The following is an 18,360-nucleotide window of genomic DNA, read 5'->3' as shown; positions in this document are numbered from 1 at the left end:
CGAGGCCTGGGCACGCCTATCCCAAGCGGTTCACGGTCGACTACGTCAGGGGCTACCGCCCCGTCGCCTCCGGCTGAGCCGGCCGGCGTCGCCACCGTCCGCGGTGGCAAGATCTCGAAAGGCCCTCCGAGCTCATGGTGCGGCTCACGGGAAGGAGAACCTCCACGGCAGTCCTTCGCGCGAGCGCCCTACCCGCGCACCGGCCGGATCGGCACTCGGGGGAAGCCCTCCGCCCAGCTCGCGGCCCGTACGGCCCGGGATCGGACCGGGATGTCAGGAGTTCGGATCTCCCGGGCTCCACCACCGTTCACGCCCGCCCCTCAGCCGTCTGAGGAGCGGGCCGTTCGCCGTCGGCACCTCGGCAACGGGCCTCGCTCTCACCGCAGGGTCCAGAGCTCTCGCCGCAGGGTTCAGAAGCGGTCGTCGGCGGGGGATTCCTGGTGACGCTGGACCGGTGCGGGGTGGGCGCGCAGGTGGGCGCGCTCTCCTTGGTGGCCGAAGAGGGTCAGGATCTCGACGGGGTGTTCGTCGGCGTTGCCGAACCAGTGCGGTGTGCGGGTGTCGAATTCGGCGGCCTCGCCCGGCCCCATGGTCAGGTCGTTGTCGCCCAGGACCAGGCGCAGACGCCCGTCAAGGACGTAGAGCCACTCGTAGCCCTCGTGGCTGGACTGTTCGGGCTGGGGCGACCGTGTCCGGGGAGAGATGATCAATTTGTAGGCTTGCAGGTTTCCGGCGCGCCTGGTCAGCGGCAGGAGCGTCATGCCGTTACGGGTGACTGCCTTGAGGTGCAACCGCGGGTCTCCGGTGTGGGGTGCGCCGATCAGCTCATCGATGGCCACACGCAGCTCCCGTGCGAGCGGCAGCAGCAGCTCGAGGGTGGGGCGGCGCTGTCCTGATTCCAGGCGCGAGAGCGTGCTGATGGAGATGCCGGTCGTCTCGGAGAGCTGGGTCAGCGTGAGGTCGCGGTGGGTGCGCAGGGCCCTCAGCCGGGGACCGACGGCCGCCATTGTCGCTGCTGTGCTCTCGTCCATGCCTCCAGTTTGCCACCGTGGCAAGGATTTTTGCCGTCTCGCCGTGCTGCCCTGATCCTGGTCGCAGGCGTCCCGACGGAGGGGCCCCTTCCCGCAGGACAGGAGGGCGCCGGATGACCGGAGGCAGCACGCCTACCGCGCCCGTGGACGGGCCCGGCAAGCAGGCAGGAGGGCAGGTGGCCCGCCCGACGGCGGCCGTGCCGCGCGGGCCGACGACGGTAGCGGTCATGATCTTGGTACTGACGCGGCCGATGCTGGTCGTCGACACCTCGATCGTGAACGTGGCGCTGCCTGACATCGGCCGCGATCTGGGCTTTTCCAGTGCGGGTCTGTCGTGGGTCGTGACCGCGTACGCGCTGTCCTTCGGCGGGCTGGTCCCGCTGAGCGGGAAGGTCGGCTCGCTGATCGGCCCGCGGCGGGTGAACATCACCGAGAGCACGAAAGAAGGATCACCGTGAACAAGGACCTCGCCGACCAAAGGATCACCGTGAGCAAGGACCTCGCCGACCAGACGGCACTGGTCACCGGAGCCACCGCCGGAATCGGCCGCGCCAGTGCCCTGGCTCTGGCCGAACGCGGCGCCCACGTCATCGTCCACGGCCGCGACCGCGAGCGGGCCGCCCACACCCTCCAGCGCATCGAAGCGCTGGGCGGCTCCGCCCGCTTCGAACCCGCCGACCTGTCCGACCCCGCCGAGGTGACGGCCCTGGCCGAACGCGCCGGAGACGTCGACATCCTCGTCAACAACGCGGGCGTCTTCCACTTCGCCCGCACCGCCGACACCGACCGGGCGACCTTCGACGCACACGTCGACGTCAACCTGCGCGCCCCCTACCTTCTCGTCCAAGCCCTGGCGCCCGCCATGGTCCGGCGTGGGCACGGCGCGATCATCAACATCAGCAGCGGCGCCGCCGCCACGCCGGGCCTGGGCACCGGCGTCTACGGCGCCACCAAGGCCGCCCTGGAATCCCTCACCCGTGTCTGGGCCGCGGAATTCGGCCCGGCGGGCGTCCGCGTCAACGCCGTCGCGGCCGGCCCCACCCGCACCGAAGGCACCGCCGCCTTCGGCGACGCCTTGGAGGCCGCCGGAAAGGCCGTCGCGCTGCAACGCCTAGCGGACCCCGAGGAGATCGCCGGAGCCGTCGCCTTCCTCGCCTCCCGGGCAGCCGGCTACGTCAACGGCACCACTCTCAGCGCCATGGGCGGAATGCCCGCCCTCGGCTGATACCGGGCTGTTCGGGCCGGAGCGGTGTGGTGGGTCGTCGGCGTTCACACCGATCCGCCGGGGACCGCTCCGCCGGGGACCGCGAGACCGGTCTCGTAGGCGGCGACCACCGCCTGTACCCGATCGCGCAGCCCGAGTTTGGTGAGCACGTTGCTGACGTGTGTCTTCACCGTGTGCTCGCTGAGCACCATGGCTTCGGCGATCTCCGCGTTGGACAGCCCGCGCGCGATCATCTGAAGTGTCTCCTGCTCGCGGACCGTGAGTACGGAGAGCCGCCCGGCGGGCGGGGTGACAGGGCGGGTGACCGTTCTGGAGGTGAACTCGGCGATCAGCTTCCTCGTGACGGAAGGCGCGAGCAGTGACTCCCCGGCCGCGACCACCCGCACCGCGTGGACGAGGTCGTCGCGGCGGACGTCCTTGAGCAGGAACCCGCTCGCGCCCGCTCGCAGCGCGTCGTAGACGTAGTCGTCCAGGTCGAACGTGGTCAGCATGAGCACCCGGCAGTCGGTCTCGGCGCACACGATCCTGGCTGCCTCGATGCCGTTCATCGTGGGCATGCGGATGTCGAGGAGGAGCACGTCCGGCCGGTGCTCACGGACCGCCGCGACGGCCTCGGCACCGTCGTTCGCCTCGGCGACGACCTCGATGTCGGGCTGGGCGTCGAGGATCATGCCGAACCCGGCGCGCACCAGTTCCTGGTCGTCGGCCACCACGACTCTCAGGGTCATGCCGCCACCGCCTGTGCCAGCGGCAACCGTACGAGTACCTGGAAACCCGGCCCGTCCGGGCGAGGGCCCATGGTGGCGGAGCCGCCGAAGGCGGCGGCGCGCTCGCGGATGCCGATGAGCCCGTTTCCGCCGGTGGGGAAGGACTGCTCGGCGCCACGGCCGTCGTCGGTAATGGTGATCATGAGTGTGTCATCCTGCCAGAGGAGCCGAATGTCGGCACGGGTCGCGCCCGCGTGCTTGACGACGTTGGTGAGGGCTTCCTGGGCCACCCGGTAGGCGGCGACCTCGATGTCGGGAAGCAGCGGCCTGGACTCACCCGAGGTGGAGTAGATCACGTCGAGCCCGGCGTCGGAGACCTGGCCGGCCAGCTCGGCCAGGTCGTCGATGGTCGGTCGCGGCGCGCGCGAACCCGTGTCCTCCTTGAGCGCGGTCAGCATACGGCGAAGCTGGACCATGGCATCGCGTCCCGCGGAGGCGATCGCGTCGAAGGCGGCCTCGGCGCGGGCCGGGTTGCTTCTGACCACCACGGGACCGGCCTCGGCCTGTACCACCATGAGGCTGACGGCGTGGGCGAGGATGTCGTGCATGTCGCGGGCGATCCGGGCCCGCTCGCGCTCGGCGGCCCGCTCGAGCTCGGCCTGGCGCTCGTACCTCAGCCGGGAGGCCTGCTCCTCCAGGGCGGCGGCGTATGCGCGGGAGGCGGCGGAGGCCCGGCCGATCGCGTACGCGGCGACGAACAGCACGACGCCGCGCAGCGCGGTCTCCGGGGAGCCGACCAGGAGCAGACCCCCGCCGACCGAGAAGACGAACATGATCATGCGGGGCAGGCGCGAGGAGTGGACGGCGACCGTGTACATGGCGATGAGCCCGCCGTACCAGATCGGCTGTGAGGGGACCTCGTCCGCGAGGTCGTAGAGGGAGGTCGCGACGAGGGTGCATACCAGCGCGACCACCGGCGCCCGCCGTCGCCACACCAGCGGCACGGCGGCGGCGACCACGACCGCGTATCCCCACCAGTGCCATGGCACGGCGTACGGGTTCTCGCGGGAGAGGAACGGCCACAACTGCACGCCCATCACCAGCACGGCGAGCGCTGTGTCCAGCCAGGGAGGCGGAAGAGACCTCAACCGGCTGCGAGCTCGGACAAAAAATGACAAGGCGGGCACAGCGTCCAATCCTGCCTCCTCTTTCCGGCCTTCCGGCACAGCGGGAACGGGGAACGCGAAACGACGGACCGGATGGCCCGCCGGTTGGCGTCCTGTCACACGACGGCGGGGACGGGCTTGGCGGTACGGGAGACCTGGCCGGCGAGAGGAACGAAGGAGACGAGCAGGAAGACGGCCCCGAGCGGGATGAGGTCCTTGTCGACGAACGGCAGGAGGAGGTCGAGCAGGACCAGGAAGGGCGTCCAGACCTTGACGCGGCGGGCGGCGGCGAGCTGGACGACGAGCGCGAGCTGGCCGATGTAGAAGAGGAACGGACCGCCGTCGTAGACGGCGACGGAGACACCGGGGACGGCCTGGATCCGGTCGAAGAGGACGCCCATACCGGCACGGTCGGCGGACAGGAAACCGACCACGATGTCGATGACGAACTGCGCGGAAAGCGCCAGGGTGCCGATGATCCCGACCGTGGCGCTGACATTGGAGAGGGTGTTCCGTCCCGCCATCCGGCGCATCTGCAGGAAGGTGGAGACGAACATGGCCAGGGCCGCGAGGAAGGCGAGGTGGCCGGTGGTCCAGGCGAGGCCGGGGCCTCGGCTGCCGTCGAGTCCGTCGAGGATCCGGATCACTCCGTAGGCCATGACGAGCAGGGGGGCTGCGACGAATGCGATGCGGGGGTTCATCCGGGAGGCTCCTCAGTGGTTTGCTTACGCCCCAATCCTGGATTTCTCCGGCCCGGAAGTAATCGCCGAGGAGAGCGATCCCGGCGCTCCCTCTCTGGAGGGAGCGCCTCTCCCCCGTGTCGGCGACATCGGGGCCACCGCGGGCATGTCCCGGGAACCGTCCGGGGGCGCCTGCCACCGAGTAACCGGGTGGAGGCGCAGCACTGTACAGCGGCGGAGCACGGGGACAGCGCCGGCACGTCATCGCGTGCCCGAGCTCCTCACCCCTGCTTCCCGATGAACTCGCGCAGCCAGTGGAAGCTCGCCTTCTCCGTGCGGGCCTGGGTCTCGTAATCGACGTGGACGAGCCCGAACCGGGCGGCGTACCCGCGGGCCCACTCGAAGTTGTCCAGCAGCGACCAGCAGAAGTAGCCGCGCACGTCCACCCCGTCGTTCATCGCGGTGCGGATGGCGGCCAGGTGGTCGCGCAGGAAGTCGACGCGACCGGTGTCGTCGAGGGTCCCGTCGTCGCCGTAGCCGTTCTCGGTGATGAGGATCGGCGGCAGCGCGGGGTAGCGCCGGGTCAGGCCGAGGAGGGTCTGGTGGAGCCCCTGCGGCTCCATCGGCCAGCCCAGCCCGCTGGTCGCCGCGCCGTCCGGGGTGACGCTGCGCACCCCGAGGTCGAAGGCGGAGCGCAGCGCGGGGTCCGCCTGCTCGTACGGCGCCGCGGCGGCGTGGATGCGGTAGTAGTAGTTGACGCCCAGGAAGTCCAGCGGAGCGCCGATGACCTCCAGGTCGCCCTCGCGGCGGAAGGAGAAGTCGCTGAGGGCGCCGAAGGTCTCCTCCATGTCGGACGCGTAGGCGCCGAGCAGCAGCGGGTCGGTGAACTGCCGGTTGACCAGCAGGTCCATCTTGCGCGCCGCGTCGGCGTCGGCCGCCGAACCGGTCGCGGGCACCGTGGGCGACATGTTGAGCGTGATGCCGACCTGCTGCCCCTCCCGCGCCCGCGCCCGCAGCCTGGCCGCCGCGAGGCCGTGGCCCAGCAGCAGGTGGTGGGCGGCGGCGAGCGCTCCGTGACCCTCGCGTGCGCCGGGTGCGTGGCGGCCTTCGGCGTAGCCGACGATGGACGAGCAGTACGGCTCGTTCAGCGTGATCCAGTGCGACACCGTGTCGCCCAGCGCCTCGTACGCGATCTCGGCGTAGTCGGCGAAACGCTCGGCGGTGTCACGGTCGCGCCAGCCGCCGCGGTCCTCCATCGCCTGGGGCAGGTCCCAGTGGTAGAGGGTGACGTAGGGCTCGATGCCGCGCTCGCGCAGGGTGTCGGCGAGCCGCCGGTAGAAGTCGAGGCCGCGCCGGTTCACCCGGCCGTCGCCGTCGGGCACGATCCTGGGCCAGGCCAGCGAGAAGCGGTAGGCGCCCGCGCCGAGCTGGTCCATCAGCTCCACGTCCTCCCGCCAGCGGTGGTAGTGGTCACAGGCGTGCTCGCCGCTCTCGCCCCTGGCCACCGCGCCGGGGACGCGGCAGAACGTGTCCCAGATCGAGGGTCCGCGCCCGTCGGCGTCCACGGCGCCCTCGATCTGGTAGGCGGCGGTGGCCGTCCCCCACACGAACCCGGCGGGAAAGGCGGTGTGTTCCTGGGTCATCCCTTGATCGCTCCTGACATGATTCCCCCAATGATCTGACGGCCCAGCGCGGCGAAGACCGCCACGATCGGCACGATCGCGAGCACGGTGCCGGTGAGCACGAGTGCGTAGTCGGTGGTGTAGCCGCTGGCCAGGCTGGAGAGCGCGACCTGGACGGTCGGGTTCTCCGGCGTGAGGACGACCAGCGGCCAGAAGAAGTCGTTCCAGGCCTGCATGAAGGTGAACAGGCCGAGCACGGCGGCGGCCGGCCGGGCGGCGGGCAGCACGACGTGCCAGAACAGCCGCAGCGTGCTGCACCCGTCGATGCGACCGGCCTCCAGCAGCTCGTCGGGGATGGCGCTGGAGAGGTACTGGGTCATGAGGAACACGCCGAACGCGGTGACCAGGCCGGGCACGATCACCGCCTCGAGCCTGCCGGTCCAGCCGAGCTCCGCCATGAGGATGTACAGCGGGATGATGCCGAGCTGCTGCGGCACGGTGGTGGTGGCGATGGCCACGACGAGCAGCACGTTGCGCCCGCGGAAGCGCAGCTTGGCGAAGGCGAAGCCGGCCAGCGTGGAGAACAGCACGACCGAGACGGTGACCGAGCCGGACACGAGGAAGGAGTTGAGCATCGCCTGGCCGAACGCGGTGGTGTCGAAGACCCGGGCGATGTTCTCGAACAGGTGGCCGCCGGGGGTGAGGACCGGCGGGACGCTGGCGATGGCGTCGTTGTCGTGGGAGGCCACGATCAGCGACCAGTAGATGGGGAACAGCGAGCCCAGCAGCACGGCGACGAGCGCGGCATAGGTCCAGAACCCCGCCCCCAGGGGATTCAGGCCGCGCCGGACGGTCCGGCGGTTCAGGCCGCGTCGGACGGCGGTGGCGGTTGCCATGTCAGCTGCTCCTGATCCTGCGCGTGATGGCGAAGTTGACGAGCGCCATGACCACGATGATCATGCAGAGCGTCCAGGCGATCGCCGAGGCGTAGCCGAACTCGTACATGCTGAAGCCCTGCTCGTAGAGGTAGAGGCCGACGGTCTGGAACTGGCGGTCCGAGCCGCCGGTCGGGTTGCCGGTGCCGGCCTGGAACAGCAGCGGCTCGGCGATGATCTGGAAGCCGCCGATGGTGGACACGACGGCGGTGAAGATGATCGTGGGGCGGAGCATCGGCACGGTGATCTTCCGGAACTGGGTGAACTGGCTCGCGCCGTCCAGCCGGGCCGCCTCGTACAGGTCCTCGGGGATGGTCTGCATGGCGGCCAGGTAGATGAGGGCGTTGTAGCCGGTCCACCGCCAGATGACGATCAGCGAGATCGCGACGTGCGAGGAGAGCGTGCCGGCCTGCCAGTCGATCGGATCCAGGCCCACCAGGCCGAGGGCCCAGTTGACCATGCCGAAGTCGCGGCCGAAGAGCTGGGCGAAGATGATCGTCACCGCGACGATCGAGGTCACGTTGGGCAGCAGCACGCCCATCCGGAACAGCGTGCGGGCGCGCAGCCTGCGGTTGAGCATGTGCGCGATGAACAGCGCGGCCAGCAGCTGCGGCACGGTGGACAACAGCCAGATGCTGACGGTGTTGAACAGCGCGTTCCAGAAGTAGTCGTCGGCCAGCAACTCGGCGTAGTTGGCCAGCCCCACCCACTCGCGGGCCGGGTCCAGCAGGTTCCAGTCGGTGAGGGAGACGTAGGCGGTGTACAGCAGCGGGAACATGCCCACCACGCCGAACAGCAGGAAGAACGGGGCGATGTAAAGGTACGGCGAGCCCTTGACGTCGAGCTGGTAGGCCCAGCGGCGCCGGGGCCCTGTTCTGGCGGAGGTCATGGTCGGCTCCTCGGGGGAAGGGGCGCGACGGATCTGACGGAGGTCACGGTCGGCTCCTCGGGAAAAAGGGGCCGACGGCGGGCCCTGACCGCCCGCCGTCGCCCGGCTCTCACGGATCGATGCGCGTCACTTGCTGATGCGCTCGACGTCCCCGAGCATCTGCGTCCACGCCTCGGCGCCGTCCTGCTTGCCCTCCTCCACGCGGTTGATCGAGTCGCGGATGGCGGTCTGGATGTCGCCGGCCCTCGGACCCTGGTACTGCGGCTTGAGGTTGCGGGCGGCGGTGGTGAAGATCTGCCCGATCGGCGCGTCGTTGAAGAACTCGTGCTTGAGCCCGGTCACCTCGGGCTTGTCGTAGGTGGCGACGGTGGAGGGCAGGATGCCGTGCTTGGTGAACACCTCGATCTGCTGTTCGGGCGCCGTCAGCCAGGTGATCAGCTCCACGGCCTCCTTCAGGTGCTTGCTCTGGGCGGGGACGGTCAGGTAGGAGCCGCCCCAGTTGCCGCCGCCGCCGGGGATGGCGGTTACGTCCCACTGCCCGGCGAAGGCCTTGCCCTGGTCCTGGATCTTGGCGAGCATCCAGGCGGGGCAGGCGATGGTGGCGAACTGGCTCTTGGCGAAGCCGGTGTTCCAGGCGGGCGAGCTGCCGACGAGCTTGGCCGACTGGCCGTCGGCCACGGCCTTGAGCACCTCGTCGTAGGCGGCGCGGATGGCCGGGTTGGTGGCGACCACGACGTTGTCCTGGGTGTCGTAGTAGCCGGTCTCGGCCTGGCCGATCATCGCGTTGAACACCTGGGGGCCGCCGTCGAAGAACGCGGCGCCTTCGGGCTTCTTGGCGGTGTAGCGCTTGCCGGTCTCGAAGTAGGACGCCCAGTCGGGCCAGAGCTTGGCGACCTCGTCGCGGTCGGTGGGCAGCCCGGCCTTCTTGAACAGGTCGCGGCGGTAGCACATGGCCAGGCCGCCGACGTCGGTGCCGTAGCCGATCTGGGCCCCGGACTTGGCCAGCGACGCCTCCCACTTCCACGGCAGCCAGCGGTCCTTGAGCTGGTCGGCGCCGTGCTGGCGCAGGTCGGCGAAGTGCTGGGGCTGGTTCCTGAACTGGGCGACGAAGCCGGTGTCGATCGCCTCGATGTCGGCGGTGCCGCTGCGGGTGGCCAGGTGCGCCGCGAGGTTGCGGTGGTGGTCGTTGTACGCCGACGTCCTCTCGACGATCTTGATGTTGGGGTGGGCGGCCTCGTACTTGGCGTAGAGCTCCTTGAAGCCCATGTTCCCGAACAGGTTGAGGGTCAGGGTGATCTTGCCGTCGGCCGGCGCGGAGCCGGTGGAGGCGGAGGGTGAGCCGCCGCCGCAACCGGCGGCGAGCATGCCGGCGGCCAGCACTCCAGCGGCGAGACGGATTCGTCCAGCAGACACCTGGGACTCCTTCGAAGGGAGAGAAAGGGTGACTGCGAGATGCGATGAGAAGGCCGAGCCCCGCGGCAACGGTGCGGCATCGGCCTGTTAGTGGGACATTCCACAGATCACCTGCACCCCCTGTCAAGTCACAGAAACGTCACGCGCCGGAAATCCACGATGGTGGGTTGACACGGTGCGAGCTCTCACATAGCTTCCATGCAACCGGTTACATGAAACCGGTTTCAGCGAGATGCGATAACGTACGCCCGTGGCAACGATTCGAGAGCTGGCGCGCCTTTGCGGGGTGTCGTCGGCGACTGTCTCCCGCGTGTTCAACAACCCCGAGGTGGTGAACGCCCAGACCCGCGAGCTGATTCTCAGCACCGCGGCACGCATCGGATACCTGCCCAACGAGTCGGCCCGCACCCTGGCCACCAAGAGGTCCCACATGGTCGGCCTGATCTGGGACACCGACCACCGCCGCCCCGGCTGGCGGCACCCGTTCTTCCAGGAGATCCTCATCGGGCTGAAGACCGCGCTGAGCGAGCGCGGTTACCACCTGCTCATGCTCGCCACCAGCGAGGACGGCACGCCCGACAGCTTTCTCCGCGCCGTGCGCAGGCACAACCTCGACGGCGTGGTCTTCATAGACAACGGCAGGGCCGACCCCTCGCTCCAGCCGCTGGCGGCGTCGGAGGTGCCCTGCGTCTCCCTCGACCGGCCCGTCCAGGGGCCGCGGACCACCTACGTGACCTCCGACAACGTGGGCGGGGCGCGCGAGGCGGTCCGCCACCTGCACGCGACCGGACGCAGGACCATCGCGACCATCACCGGTCCGGCCCGCACCAGACCGGGCGCGGAGCGGCTGCGCGGCTACCTGGAGGAGCTGGCCGCGCTCGGCCTGGCGCACCGGCCGGAGCTGGTCGTCGAGGGTGACTTCTACCTGTCGAGCGGTCACGCCGCGATGCGCGCCCTGCTGGAGCTGGAGGAGCCGCCCGACGCGGTGTTCGCCGCGGGCGACGAGATGGCGATCGGCGCGCTGCGGGCCGTGACCGAGGCGGGGTTGAAGGTGCCCGAGGACATCGCGCTGGTCGGGTTCGACGACATCGAGCTGGCCGCGCTGGTGCCGCCGGGGCTGACGACGCTGGCCCAGGACAAGGCGGGCTTCGGCACGGCGGCGGCCGCGGCGGTCATCAAGATGATCAACGAAGACGTCACCCCTCTCCCGCGGATCCTGCCCACCCGGCTGGTCGTCCGCGGCTCCACCGGATAGACCCGGCCCGCGTGCCCTGCAAGGTCCGCGGCTCTTCACCGTGGCTGAAGCGGCGCACCCGACCACCACGTGGACCACCTCGGTGTGCGTGGGCTCGCTCACGCTCGGCGCGGCGGGCCTGCTGGAGGAAGTTAGGGCGACCACTCACTGGGTGGCCCACGACCTGCTCACGCGGTTCGAGGCGGCACTACAATTCGTCGCGCTCCGCATCCCGCCACCGAGCCTCACGTTTCGCCCATTCCAGCCGTTGAGCCGCACGTTCAGCCGTCACACGCTCATGTAACGTCGGCACTCTTCGACGTTCATGCCGGATCGCCAACCGCACCACCCAGTAAACGACGAAGAAAAACACCGCAGCAGGAATCGCCCAGCCCACGAGCACGACGAGAACTTCCGTCATCCCGAACCCCTATCCGTTCTGCAGACCAGGGTGGCAAGCATTTCCGATCAGCCATTCGATGTCCACGCTTCCTGCGCCTTATGATGCGTCGCGGTTCTGTCTGAATGCTCGGAGCGCGCTTATGACGAGGGCCGCGAACGGTTCTCCGCACGTCTGGAACGCGTGAGGCGACCGGTGCGCTCAGACCGGATCGGGGTCGTCCAGGTAGTCGGCACGCCCCTCGTCGTCAAGCTCGAACGGGCCCTCGGGGATGATGCAGAACTCGTTTCCCTCGGGGTCGGCCATGACGAGAAAACCTCCCTCCTCGTATCCCGCCGGCCGTCGTCCGCCCAGCGACTCGACTCGCCGCTGCTCCGCCGGCGGGTCCGCCGACGCGAGGTCGAAGTGAACCCGGTTCTTGCCGGCCTTCGGCTCGCCGGACTTCTGGAAACCCATTCCCAGGCCGTTCTCACGTTCGAGCCAGACGTACGGGCCCATACGCGCCACGATCGGCCTTCCGAGAAGCGCTCCCCAGAACGTGGCCAGGCGTTCGGGGTCGGCACAGTCGATGACGATGTCTTTGATGTGTATGTGCGGGTCCGCCATCTCGCAATGCTCCCAGATCCGCCTTTCGACACCGTAACAGGACAAGGGGCTACGGAGCGGACCGCTGAGTCCTCGGTTCACCCTCGAGACCGGCAAGGGCCTGGTGGTCGACCGGCTGCCGGGTACCCGGTCGTCGCGATCCACCCGCCGGCGCGGCGTTTCCGGTCTTCGCTCGCCGGGGCTCGCCGCTGCGGATCCCTATGAGACGCCGGCCAGGTCGAGCAACGGCTTCTCCAAGGTTTCAGCGATCTCGGAATGGGCCGCGCGCAGCTCGCGTAGAAGCGCTCGAGTCGCTGCTCCAAGGGCGCGGGAGAGTTCGCCGGCGTCGAGGGTACGTACGAGCGCTTCTTGGACGGGCACGGTGACGTCAGGAGGCAGCTGGTCGGCGCCCTTGGCGTAAGCCACGGGGTGGCCCAGCCGAAGACAGGCAAGGGCCAGAGTGTGGTCGCGGACGCCGCTGATCCAGTATTCCGCCTGCCACAGAGCTCCGCGCTCGACGGAAATCCGGGCGTGGAGAACATGGTGCCAAGCAAGACCGATCAGGTGTCCAGGATCTACGGATTCGGGTCGCCGCTCCACCGCGTCGCCAAAGACGACTCGAAAGCCTCCGGTGCCGAGCGGACCGAACGCGGCAGCAGGGGTGAACCCCAGATCGATCTCGAGCAGTTCCCCAAGAAGGAAGGCGCGATAGATCGCGGAGCCGGCGCGAAGGTCGAAGTGGTGTACCGCGCCGAACTCGCGGTACACGAAGGCGCTCCAGTCGCTCAGTGCCTCCTCTACCGCGATGCCGTCCGCCACTCCGAAGAAGAGGTCGACATCGGACCAGCGGTCCTCGGCGTCTCGTGCGGCGGAGCCGGTGATCGCGGCACCGACGATCCGCTTGTCCTCACGAGCTCGCTCCAGCAGTTGCGCCCGCACGTGCCGGCGTCGATCCACCGTGAACATGATTTGATCTTAGTAGGTGACGTTCTCATGTTCTGCGGTATGCCGTGACCATCCGGTACGCGCAGGGCAACGGACCGGCCGCCAGAATCGCTTTGGCTCGCAAGCCGTCGTAACTTCACGCATCAGAAATCAGTGACCGGCAGAAACCACCCGGTGAACCAAGGCCAGGTCGACTCAGGGAACTGCCGCGCCCTCCTGCATGACGGGCTGGATCTGAAGACGGTGGACTGTCTCGGTGACCGCGGTGTTGGCGTGGCCGACCAGGCGAGAGACGTACTCGCTGGGGACGCCGGAGTCAGGGAGCAGCCAGACGAGGCCGTGCCGCATCTTCCTGGGCGTCCACTCCGTGACCGGCCACCGTATCCGCTGTCGGATCACGGTCCGCGACGGCCACCGTGAAGTCCACGGCGCCCGTGTGGAGGCCGGTGAGCAGACGATGGGCACGGTGCTTTTCAGTATTTTTTGGGATCTGGCCTGCGCGGCGACACCGGGTTACCATGATCGCGTTGTGCTCCGGGCTTCAACGCGAACGGCCGTCGCCGGACGGTTCCGAAGCCGTCCGCATCGAACGACCGCGCTGGAGAGCATGTGCCCGTCATCGGCAACCCGCGCCGGGCGCCGATCATCCTGGCGTACGCGACCTTCGTACTGGCCGGGTTGAACGCCGGGGTGGGCGGAGTGCTGCTGCCCGCGCTGATCGGCGACTACGGCGTCGACATGACGACGATCGGCATCACCTTCTTCGCCTCCTCCGCCGGGTTCATGCTCGCCGGATCCGCCACGGGCCCGCTGCTCGAGCGCCTCGGCACGCGCCTGGCCCTCGCCGTCGGCGGTGGCCTGTACGTGATGGCCACGCTGTACATGGCCGCCCGCCCGCCGTTCGTGGCCTTCGTGGCGGTGCAACTGGTGGTCGGCTACGGCACCGGCGTGCTGGAGTCGGTGCTCAACGCCTACCTCGCGGAGTTGCCCTCGGCCACGACGCTGCTCAACCGCCTGCACGCGTTCTTCGGGGTCGGCGCGCTGCTCGGCCCGTTGACGGCCGCCTGGATGCTGACCTTCCTGCCGTGGACGGCCGTGTGGCTGGTACTGGCGGTGGCGTGCCTGCCGCTGGTGGCCGGCTTCCTGATGGCCTGTCCCAGGCGCGCCCCCGCGGGTGACGGCGCGGCCGAGCCCTCCGTGATGGCGGGGCCTCCGTATCCCGAGGCTCCGGTGCTTCCAACGGTCCCCGAGGACTCAGGACCGGAACGGAGCGGTCTGCTGACCGCCGTCATGCGCTCGCCCGCCGTGGTGCTGGCCTCGGTGTTCCTCGCCGTGTACGTCGGCCTGGAGATCAGCGTGGGCAACTGGGGGTTCACCTTCCTGGTGGAGGAGCACGCTCAGACCGGCCTGACCGCCGGGTACATCTCCAGCGGTTACTGGCTCGGGCTGACCCTGGGCCGGTTCCTGATCAGTCCGCTCGCCACCCGGATGGGACTGACCGCGGCCGGCATGACCTACGCCTGCCTGGCCGGCGTGACGGCGAGCGCGGTACTCACCTGGGCGGCGCCGGGGGCGGTCGTGGCCACCGCCGGTTTCTTCCTGCTCGGCTTCTTCCTCGGGCCCATCTTCCCGACGGCCATGGCGGTGGTGCCCGATCTGACCACGACCCGGCTGGTGCCGACGGCCATCGGCGTCATGAACGGGGTGTCGGTCATCGGCGGCGCGGCGCTTCCCTGGCTGACCGGCGCCGTCGGGCAGAGCGCCGGGATCTGGACGCTGATGCCCTCCGCCGTGCTCCTCGCCCTGCTGCAGCTCGCTCTCTGGCGGAGGATCGTCGCCCGGATGACTCCGGCCTGACCCGGCGCCGGGCCGGGATCCGCGGCCGTCCCCCTCCGCGAACCCCGGCCCGCGCCCGGAGGCGGCAGGTCGCTACCTCCAGCGCGGTTGTGCCGCCGGGACACTCCGGCGCGACCGGAGACCGGCCAGGGTGAGGGCGGCCGTGGTGTAGCCGCAGAGCACGGCGAGCCCGGCCCACCAGGAGAGGGGGTGGTAGCCCGCCGACGGAGCGTAATGGGCGACCACCTGCGGATACTCGTGGATGCTCTGCTGGACGGCGAAACCGGCGGCGGGTGTGAGGCGCAGCAGCCACCTGGCCGTGTCGTCGGGCAGGAGCGGCAGAACCGCCAGGAGGTACGGGAGGACGACCGCCGAGACCGCGACGAGGACCGCCGCCCAGGTTCGCCGCAACAGCGCGCCGAGAGCGAGCGCGAAGACGGCGGCGATCGCGAGCAGAGCCGCGACACCGGCGGCGACCCGCAGCCCCGTGAGGGCCGATGCCGGAATGACACCGAGGCCGTTGGCCCGCAGGACGCTCGGGCCGGCCGCCACCACGACCGCCGCGGAGAGCAGCCCGGCAGGGAAGGTGACCGCGCCGATCACGAGGGCCTTCGCCGCCAGCGTCCGGCCGGTGAGTGGCGCGCCGCCGGTCACGCCCGGCCGGTACCCGGTGGTCGCGAATCGCACGGCCACCACGAGCACGATGATCAGGCCGATGACGAGGCCGACGAGGCCGCTCTCCACGGGGTGGCCGCCCTGTGGGCCGCTCGGCCCGATGTCGCCGGTTCCGGTGACGGTGAACGCGCCGTCCGACTCGACGAGCCCGGCCGCCCGGTGGTGCTTCTCCCAGTCGGTGTGTCCCATCTCGCCCACGCTGCCGTGGCTCCACGCGCCGCCGGGCGCGCCGCCCTCCACGCTGACGTGGTCGAAGGTGGCGGTGGCCTGGGTGAAGCGCGACTCCGGGAGGCCCGCGCCCAGGGCGACCGGTCTGAGCGTCAGGTCACCCGGGGACGTGACGAAGAGCCCGACCCGTACCGTCCCGGGCAGCGCGGCGAGACGGGCGGTGCCGACCTTCGCCCATCGCGTGCCGTCGGCCGACTCGTGGCCGGTGACGGTGTCGCCGGAGCGGGTCAGGCGCAGCCAGCGCGGTCTCCCCGCCGAGACGCCGCCCGCGCGGCCGGCCGTGTCGTGGACGTAGTCGTGCTGCATCCGCACGCCGTGCGCGCCCGTGAGCATCAGCGCCGCGTAGGGGGAACCCTGCGCGACGCCGTCCTTGATGATGATTCCGGCCTTCGCCCAGGGCACGAGGCCGGGGACGATCTCGTCGTGGCCGGGCGGCGGATAGGTGATGACGCCGGTCATGGACGTCACGCGGACGGTGATGCTGCCGTTCTCGCCCAGGGGCCGGTGCACGAAGTAGAACGTGTCGCTCACCGGCCGGCCGTGCGGCCCGGCCGGATCGGTGGGGCAGGGGACCTCCACCGGGCCCTCGCCGCAGTGGGTGCCGCTGCCGAGGGTGATCGCGTGGAGCAGTCCGAGCAGGAGGATGACGAGGATCGTGGCCGCGACGGCGACCATCCGGCCCCGGGTGCGGAACCTCACCCACTCCTGGCGCACATGGGCGGTCAAGGACGGCTCGGTGGTTGTTCCGTGGGTTTCTCGCATGTGGCCGGTTCTACGGATCCGGCCCTAACACGGCCCGAACCACCCCTGTCACGTCGCTGTTAGGCCAGGTACCCCATCCTGGAGGTCCGCACGCGAACGGGAGAGGACCGATGAGCAAGCCGCGAGGCTCCGCACCACCGACGCGGACGGTACGGCAGCGTTTCACCATTCTGTACGCCGTCCTGTTCCTCCTCTCCGGCTCGGGGCTGCTGGCCCTCACCAACCTGCTGGCCGGCGCGAGCAGCGTGACCCAGCCGGTACCCGGCCAGACCCCTCCCGTCCCGCGACCCGGCCTCGACCGCGCCCAGGAGCGCGTCCACCAGCTCGAAGCGCAGATCTCGGACCTCCAGGCGGTCCAGTCGCACCGGCTCCTGGTGGGCTCGGTGATCGCGCTGGTCGTGATGGCGGGGATCTCGTTCCTGCTGGGCAGGGCCGTGGCCGGCCGGGTGCTGCGCCCCCTGCGGACGATCACCGCGGCGACACGGCGGATCTCGGCCGAGAACCTGCACGAACGGCTGGCCGTGCCGGGCCCCGCCGACGAGGTCAAGGACCTCGCTGACACCATCGACGGGCTGCTGGAACGCCTGGAGGCGTCCTTCGCCGCCCAGCGCCGGTTCGTCGCCAACGCCTCCCACGAGCTGCGGACACCGCTGACGACCATGAGGGCGTCGCTGGACGTGGCCGTGGCCAAGCCGGTCCCGGTGCCGGCGCAGACGCTGGCGCTCGCCGACCGGCTGCGCACCGAACTCAACCGGGTCGACAGCCTTCTGGAGGGCTTCCTCGACCTCGCCCGCGCACAGCACGGCGAGCTCCACGGCCGCGTCCCGGTCGCGCTCGGCACCCTGGTGTCCGAATCGCTGGCCGCCCGCGCGGCGGACATCGCGGAGAGGGACCTGACCGTCGAGGCACACGTCCAGGACGCCGCGTGGACCCGGGGCAGCCCGCCCCTGTTGTCCCGCATGGTGAACAACGTGATCGACAACGCGGTCGTACACAACCGGCGCGGTGGCTCGATCCGGCTCGCGACCGGTACCGGGAACGACGGGGCGCGGCTGGTCGTGGAGACGGACGGGCCGGTTCTCGATCCGGAGCAGGTCGCCCGGCTCACTGAGCCCTTCCGGCGGCTCGCCGCCGACCGGACCGGCTCCGAGACCGGCGCCGGCCTCGGGCTGTCGATCGTCGCGGCCGTCGTCGGCGCGCACGACGGTGACCTGGCCCTGCACGCCCGGCCGGAAGGGGGGCTGCGCGTCACCGTCTCGCTGCCCCCGGCGCCCGCACCGGAAGGCGGTTCACGCGTCACGGTCTTCTCGCCGCGGGAACCCGCGCCGGAAGGCGCCGCCACGTGAGGATCCTGGTGGTGGAGGACGCGCGCCCGCTCGCCGAGATCCTGGCCGAGGGGCTGCGGGATCAGGGCATGGCCGTCGACGTCGCCCACGACGGCCTGGCCGCCGCGGCGAAGCTCGATCTCAACGCGTACGACGTGGTGGTCCTCGACCGCGACGTGCCAGGGATCCACGGCGACGTCCTCTGCCAGATGATCACCGAACGGGACGGCCGCGCGATGGTCCTGATGCTGACCGCGGCCGGCTCCCCGGGAGACCGGGTCAGCGGCCTCACCCTGGGAGCCGACGACTACCTCGCCAAGCCCTTCCACTTTCCCGAGTTGGTGCTGCGCCTGCACGCCCTGGCCCGGCGCCGGCCGTTCGCCCGCGCGCGGACACTGCGCGCGGCCGGGATCGAGCTCGACCCGGTACGCCGCACGGCCACCCGCGACAGCCGGCCGCTCGACCTCTCGGTCAAGGAGTTCGCGCTCCTCGAGGCCCTGCTGCGCGCCGGCCCCGGCTTCCTGAGCACCGAGGACCTCCTGGAGCAGGTCTGGGACGAGAACGCCGACCCGTTCACCAACACCGTCACCGTGACCATCGGGAGGCTGCGCCGCAAGCTGGGGAGCCCGTCGATCATCACGACGACACCCGGGGTGGGGTACCGCATCGCCGATCCCGCCGCCGAGGCGTAGCGCGGGAGGG

Annotated in this window: 19 protein-coding genes; 6 read left to right on the top strand and 13 right to left on the bottom strand. The window is 70.3% G+C overall.

The genetic code is table 11. From position 1 onward, the window contains the following. Positions 1-410: 410 nt before the first annotated feature. Positions 411-1,031, bottom strand: coding sequence for an XRE family transcriptional regulator (locus tag AB0G15_RS22110; protein WP_362842662.1), 621 nt, complete (start codon positions 1,029-1,031; stop codon positions 411-413). Positions 1,032-1,258: 227 nt separating this feature from the next. On the opposite strand from AB0G15_RS22110, the gene AB0G15_RS22105 reads away from it, so the two are divergent. Further along, entirely contained in the window at positions 1,259-1,489 is a 231-nt protein-coding gene (locus tag AB0G15_RS22105; protein ID WP_362842659.1) for an MFS transporter, read from the top strand. Beyond that, entirely contained in the window at positions 1,486-2,256 is a 771-nt protein-coding gene (locus AB0G15_RS22100) for an SDR family oxidoreductase (protein ID WP_362842656.1), read from the top strand. The genes AB0G15_RS22105 and AB0G15_RS22100 overlap by 4 nt, the downstream gene beginning before the upstream one ends. Before the next feature lie 44 nt (positions 2,257-2,300). Here the strand turns inward: AB0G15_RS22100 and AB0G15_RS22095 are convergent, their stop codons facing one another. The 7 genes from AB0G15_RS22095 to AB0G15_RS22065 all read right to left on the bottom strand — a co-directional run bounded on the left by AB0G15_RS22095 (position 2,301) and on the right by AB0G15_RS22065 (position 9,668). Then, on the bottom strand, positions 2,301-2,984 hold the full coding sequence (locus tag AB0G15_RS22095; protein WP_362842653.1) for a response regulator transcription factor: 684 nt from the start codon (positions 2,982-2,984) through the stop codon (positions 2,301-2,303). Continuing rightward, a complete protein-coding gene (locus tag AB0G15_RS22090) occupies positions 2,981-4,111 on the bottom strand; it encodes a histidine kinase (protein ID WP_362842650.1) in 1,131 nt (376 codons plus the stop codon). Before AB0G15_RS22090 ends, AB0G15_RS22095 begins: the two co-directional genes overlap by 4 nt. Positions 4,112-4,245: 134 nt before the next feature. Further along, positions 4,246-4,830, bottom strand: coding sequence for a hypothetical protein (locus AB0G15_RS22085; RefSeq protein ID WP_362842647.1), 585 nt, complete (start codon positions 4,828-4,830; stop codon positions 4,246-4,248). A 260-nt stretch (positions 4,831-5,090) separates the two neighbouring features. Beyond that, positions 5,091-6,452, bottom strand: coding sequence for a GH1 family beta-glucosidase (locus tag AB0G15_RS22080; RefSeq protein ID WP_362842644.1), 1,362 nt, complete (start codon positions 6,450-6,452; stop codon positions 5,091-5,093). Beyond that, positions 6,449-7,327, bottom strand: coding sequence for a carbohydrate ABC transporter permease (locus AB0G15_RS22075; RefSeq protein WP_362842641.1), 879 nt, complete (start codon positions 7,325-7,327; stop codon positions 6,449-6,451). Before AB0G15_RS22075 ends, AB0G15_RS22080 begins: the two co-directional genes overlap by 4 nt. A gap of 1 nt (position 7,328) precedes the next feature. Next, positions 7,329-8,255, bottom strand: coding sequence for a sugar ABC transporter permease (locus AB0G15_RS22070; protein ID WP_362842638.1), 927 nt, complete (start codon positions 8,253-8,255; stop codon positions 7,329-7,331). A gap of 126 nt (positions 8,256-8,381) precedes the next feature. Further along, positions 8,382-9,668, bottom strand: coding sequence for an ABC transporter substrate-binding protein (locus AB0G15_RS22065; protein WP_362842635.1), 1,287 nt, complete (start codon positions 9,666-9,668; stop codon positions 8,382-8,384). Between the two features lie 250 nt (positions 9,669-9,918). On the opposite strand from AB0G15_RS22065, the gene AB0G15_RS22060 reads away from it, so the two are divergent. Next, positions 9,919-10,923, top strand: coding sequence for a LacI family DNA-binding transcriptional regulator (locus AB0G15_RS22060; protein WP_362842632.1), 1,005 nt, complete (start codon positions 9,919-9,921; stop codon positions 10,921-10,923). 187 nt (positions 10,924-11,110) lie between these two features. On the opposite strand, the gene AB0G15_RS22055 is transcribed toward AB0G15_RS22060, so the two are convergent. The 4 genes from AB0G15_RS22055 to AB0G15_RS22040 form a co-directional block, all read right to left on the bottom strand. Further along, a complete protein-coding gene (locus AB0G15_RS22055) occupies positions 11,111-11,323 on the bottom strand; it encodes a hypothetical protein (RefSeq protein ID WP_362842629.1) in 213 nt (70 codons plus the stop codon). A gap of 180 nt (positions 11,324-11,503) precedes the next feature. Further along, positions 11,504-11,908, bottom strand: a complete 405-nt coding sequence (locus tag AB0G15_RS22050) for a VOC family protein (RefSeq protein WP_362842626.1) — start codon at positions 11,906-11,908, stop codon at positions 11,504-11,506. A gap of 198 nt (positions 11,909-12,106) precedes the next feature. Beyond that, positions 12,107-12,853, bottom strand: a complete 747-nt coding sequence (locus AB0G15_RS22045; RefSeq protein WP_362842623.1) for a hypothetical protein — start codon at positions 12,851-12,853, stop codon at positions 12,107-12,109. A 174-nt stretch (positions 12,854-13,027) separates the two neighbouring features. After that, a complete protein-coding gene (locus AB0G15_RS22040; RefSeq protein WP_362842620.1) occupies positions 13,028-13,231 on the bottom strand; it encodes a hypothetical protein in 204 nt (67 codons plus the stop codon). 210 nt (positions 13,232-13,441) lie between these two features. Here AB0G15_RS22040 and AB0G15_RS22035 point away from each other — a divergent pair, with 210 nt between their 5' ends. Next, positions 13,442-14,689, top strand: a complete 1,248-nt coding sequence (locus AB0G15_RS22035; RefSeq protein WP_362842617.1) for an MFS transporter — start codon at positions 13,442-13,444, stop codon at positions 14,687-14,689. 72 nt (positions 14,690-14,761) lie between these two features. On the opposite strand, the gene AB0G15_RS22030 is transcribed toward AB0G15_RS22035, so the two are convergent. After that, entirely contained in the window at positions 14,762-16,333 is a 1,572-nt protein-coding gene (locus AB0G15_RS22030) for a hypothetical protein (RefSeq protein ID WP_362842614.1), read from the bottom strand. A gap of 110 nt (positions 16,334-16,443) precedes the next feature. Here AB0G15_RS22030 and AB0G15_RS22025 point away from each other — a divergent pair, with 110 nt between their 5' ends. Then, positions 16,444-17,679: a HAMP domain-containing sensor histidine kinase gene (locus AB0G15_RS22025; RefSeq protein WP_362842611.1), complete on the top strand. Its 1,236-nt coding sequence runs from the start codon at positions 16,444-16,446 to the stop codon at positions 17,677-17,679. Continuing rightward, positions 17,676-18,350, top strand: coding sequence for a response regulator transcription factor (locus AB0G15_RS22020; RefSeq protein ID WP_362842608.1), 675 nt, complete (start codon positions 17,676-17,678; stop codon positions 18,348-18,350). The genes AB0G15_RS22025 and AB0G15_RS22020 overlap by 4 nt, the downstream gene beginning before the upstream one ends. The last annotated feature ends 10 nt before the right edge of the window (positions 18,351-18,360 follow it).

Source organism: Streptosporangium sp. NPDC023825 (assembly GCF_040639575.1).
GTDB lineage: Bacteria > Actinomycetota > Actinomycetes > Streptosporangiales > Streptosporangiaceae > Streptosporangium.
Note: the sequence above shows the minus strand (reverse complement) of the source record. Positions and strands in the feature narration are given on the sequence as shown.

What these genes read in the sequence shown, in the direction of transcription:
- AB0G15_RS22110 (WP_362842662.1), bottom strand. Translation starts at nt 1,031, where the DNA reads ATGGACGAGAGCACAGCAGCGACAATGGCGGCCGTCGGTCCCCGGCTG.
- AB0G15_RS22105 (WP_362842659.1), top strand. Translation starts at nt 1,259, where the DNA reads ATGATCTTGGTACTGACGCGGCCGATGCTGGTCGTCGACACCTCGATC.
- AB0G15_RS22095 (WP_362842653.1), bottom strand. Translation starts at nt 2,984, where the DNA reads ATGACCCTGAGAGTCGTGGTGGCCGACGACCAGGAACTGGTGCGCGCC.
- AB0G15_RS22085 (WP_362842647.1), bottom strand. Translation starts at nt 4,830, where the DNA reads ATGAACCCCCGCATCGCATTCGTCGCAGCCCCCCTGCTCGTCATGGCC.
- AB0G15_RS22080 (WP_362842644.1), bottom strand. Translation starts at nt 6,452, where the DNA reads ATGACCCAGGAACACACCGCCTTTCCCGCCGGGTTCGTGTGGGGGACG.
- AB0G15_RS22075 (WP_362842641.1), bottom strand. Translation starts at nt 7,327, where the DNA reads ATGGCAACCGCCACCGCCGTCCGACGCGGCCTGAACCGCCGGACCGTC.
- AB0G15_RS22070 (WP_362842638.1), bottom strand. Translation starts at nt 8,255, where the DNA reads ATGACCTCCGCCAGAACAGGGCCCCGGCGCCGCTGGGCCTACCAGCTC.
- AB0G15_RS22055 (WP_362842629.1), bottom strand. Translation starts at nt 11,323, where the DNA reads ATGACGGAAGTTCTCGTCGTGCTCGTGGGCTGGGCGATTCCTGCTGCG.
- AB0G15_RS22050 (WP_362842626.1), bottom strand. Translation starts at nt 11,908, where the DNA reads ATGGCGGACCCGCACATACACATCAAAGACATCGTCATCGACTGTGCC.
- AB0G15_RS22045 (WP_362842623.1), bottom strand. Translation starts at nt 12,853, where the DNA reads ATGTTCACGGTGGATCGACGCCGGCACGTGCGGGCGCAACTGCTGGAG.
- AB0G15_RS22030 (WP_362842614.1), bottom strand. Translation starts at nt 16,333, where the DNA reads ATGCGAGAAACCCACGGAACAACCACCGAGCCGTCCTTGACCGCCCAT.
- AB0G15_RS22025 (WP_362842611.1), top strand. Translation starts at nt 16,444, where the DNA reads ATGAGCAAGCCGCGAGGCTCCGCACCACCGACGCGGACGGTACGGCAG.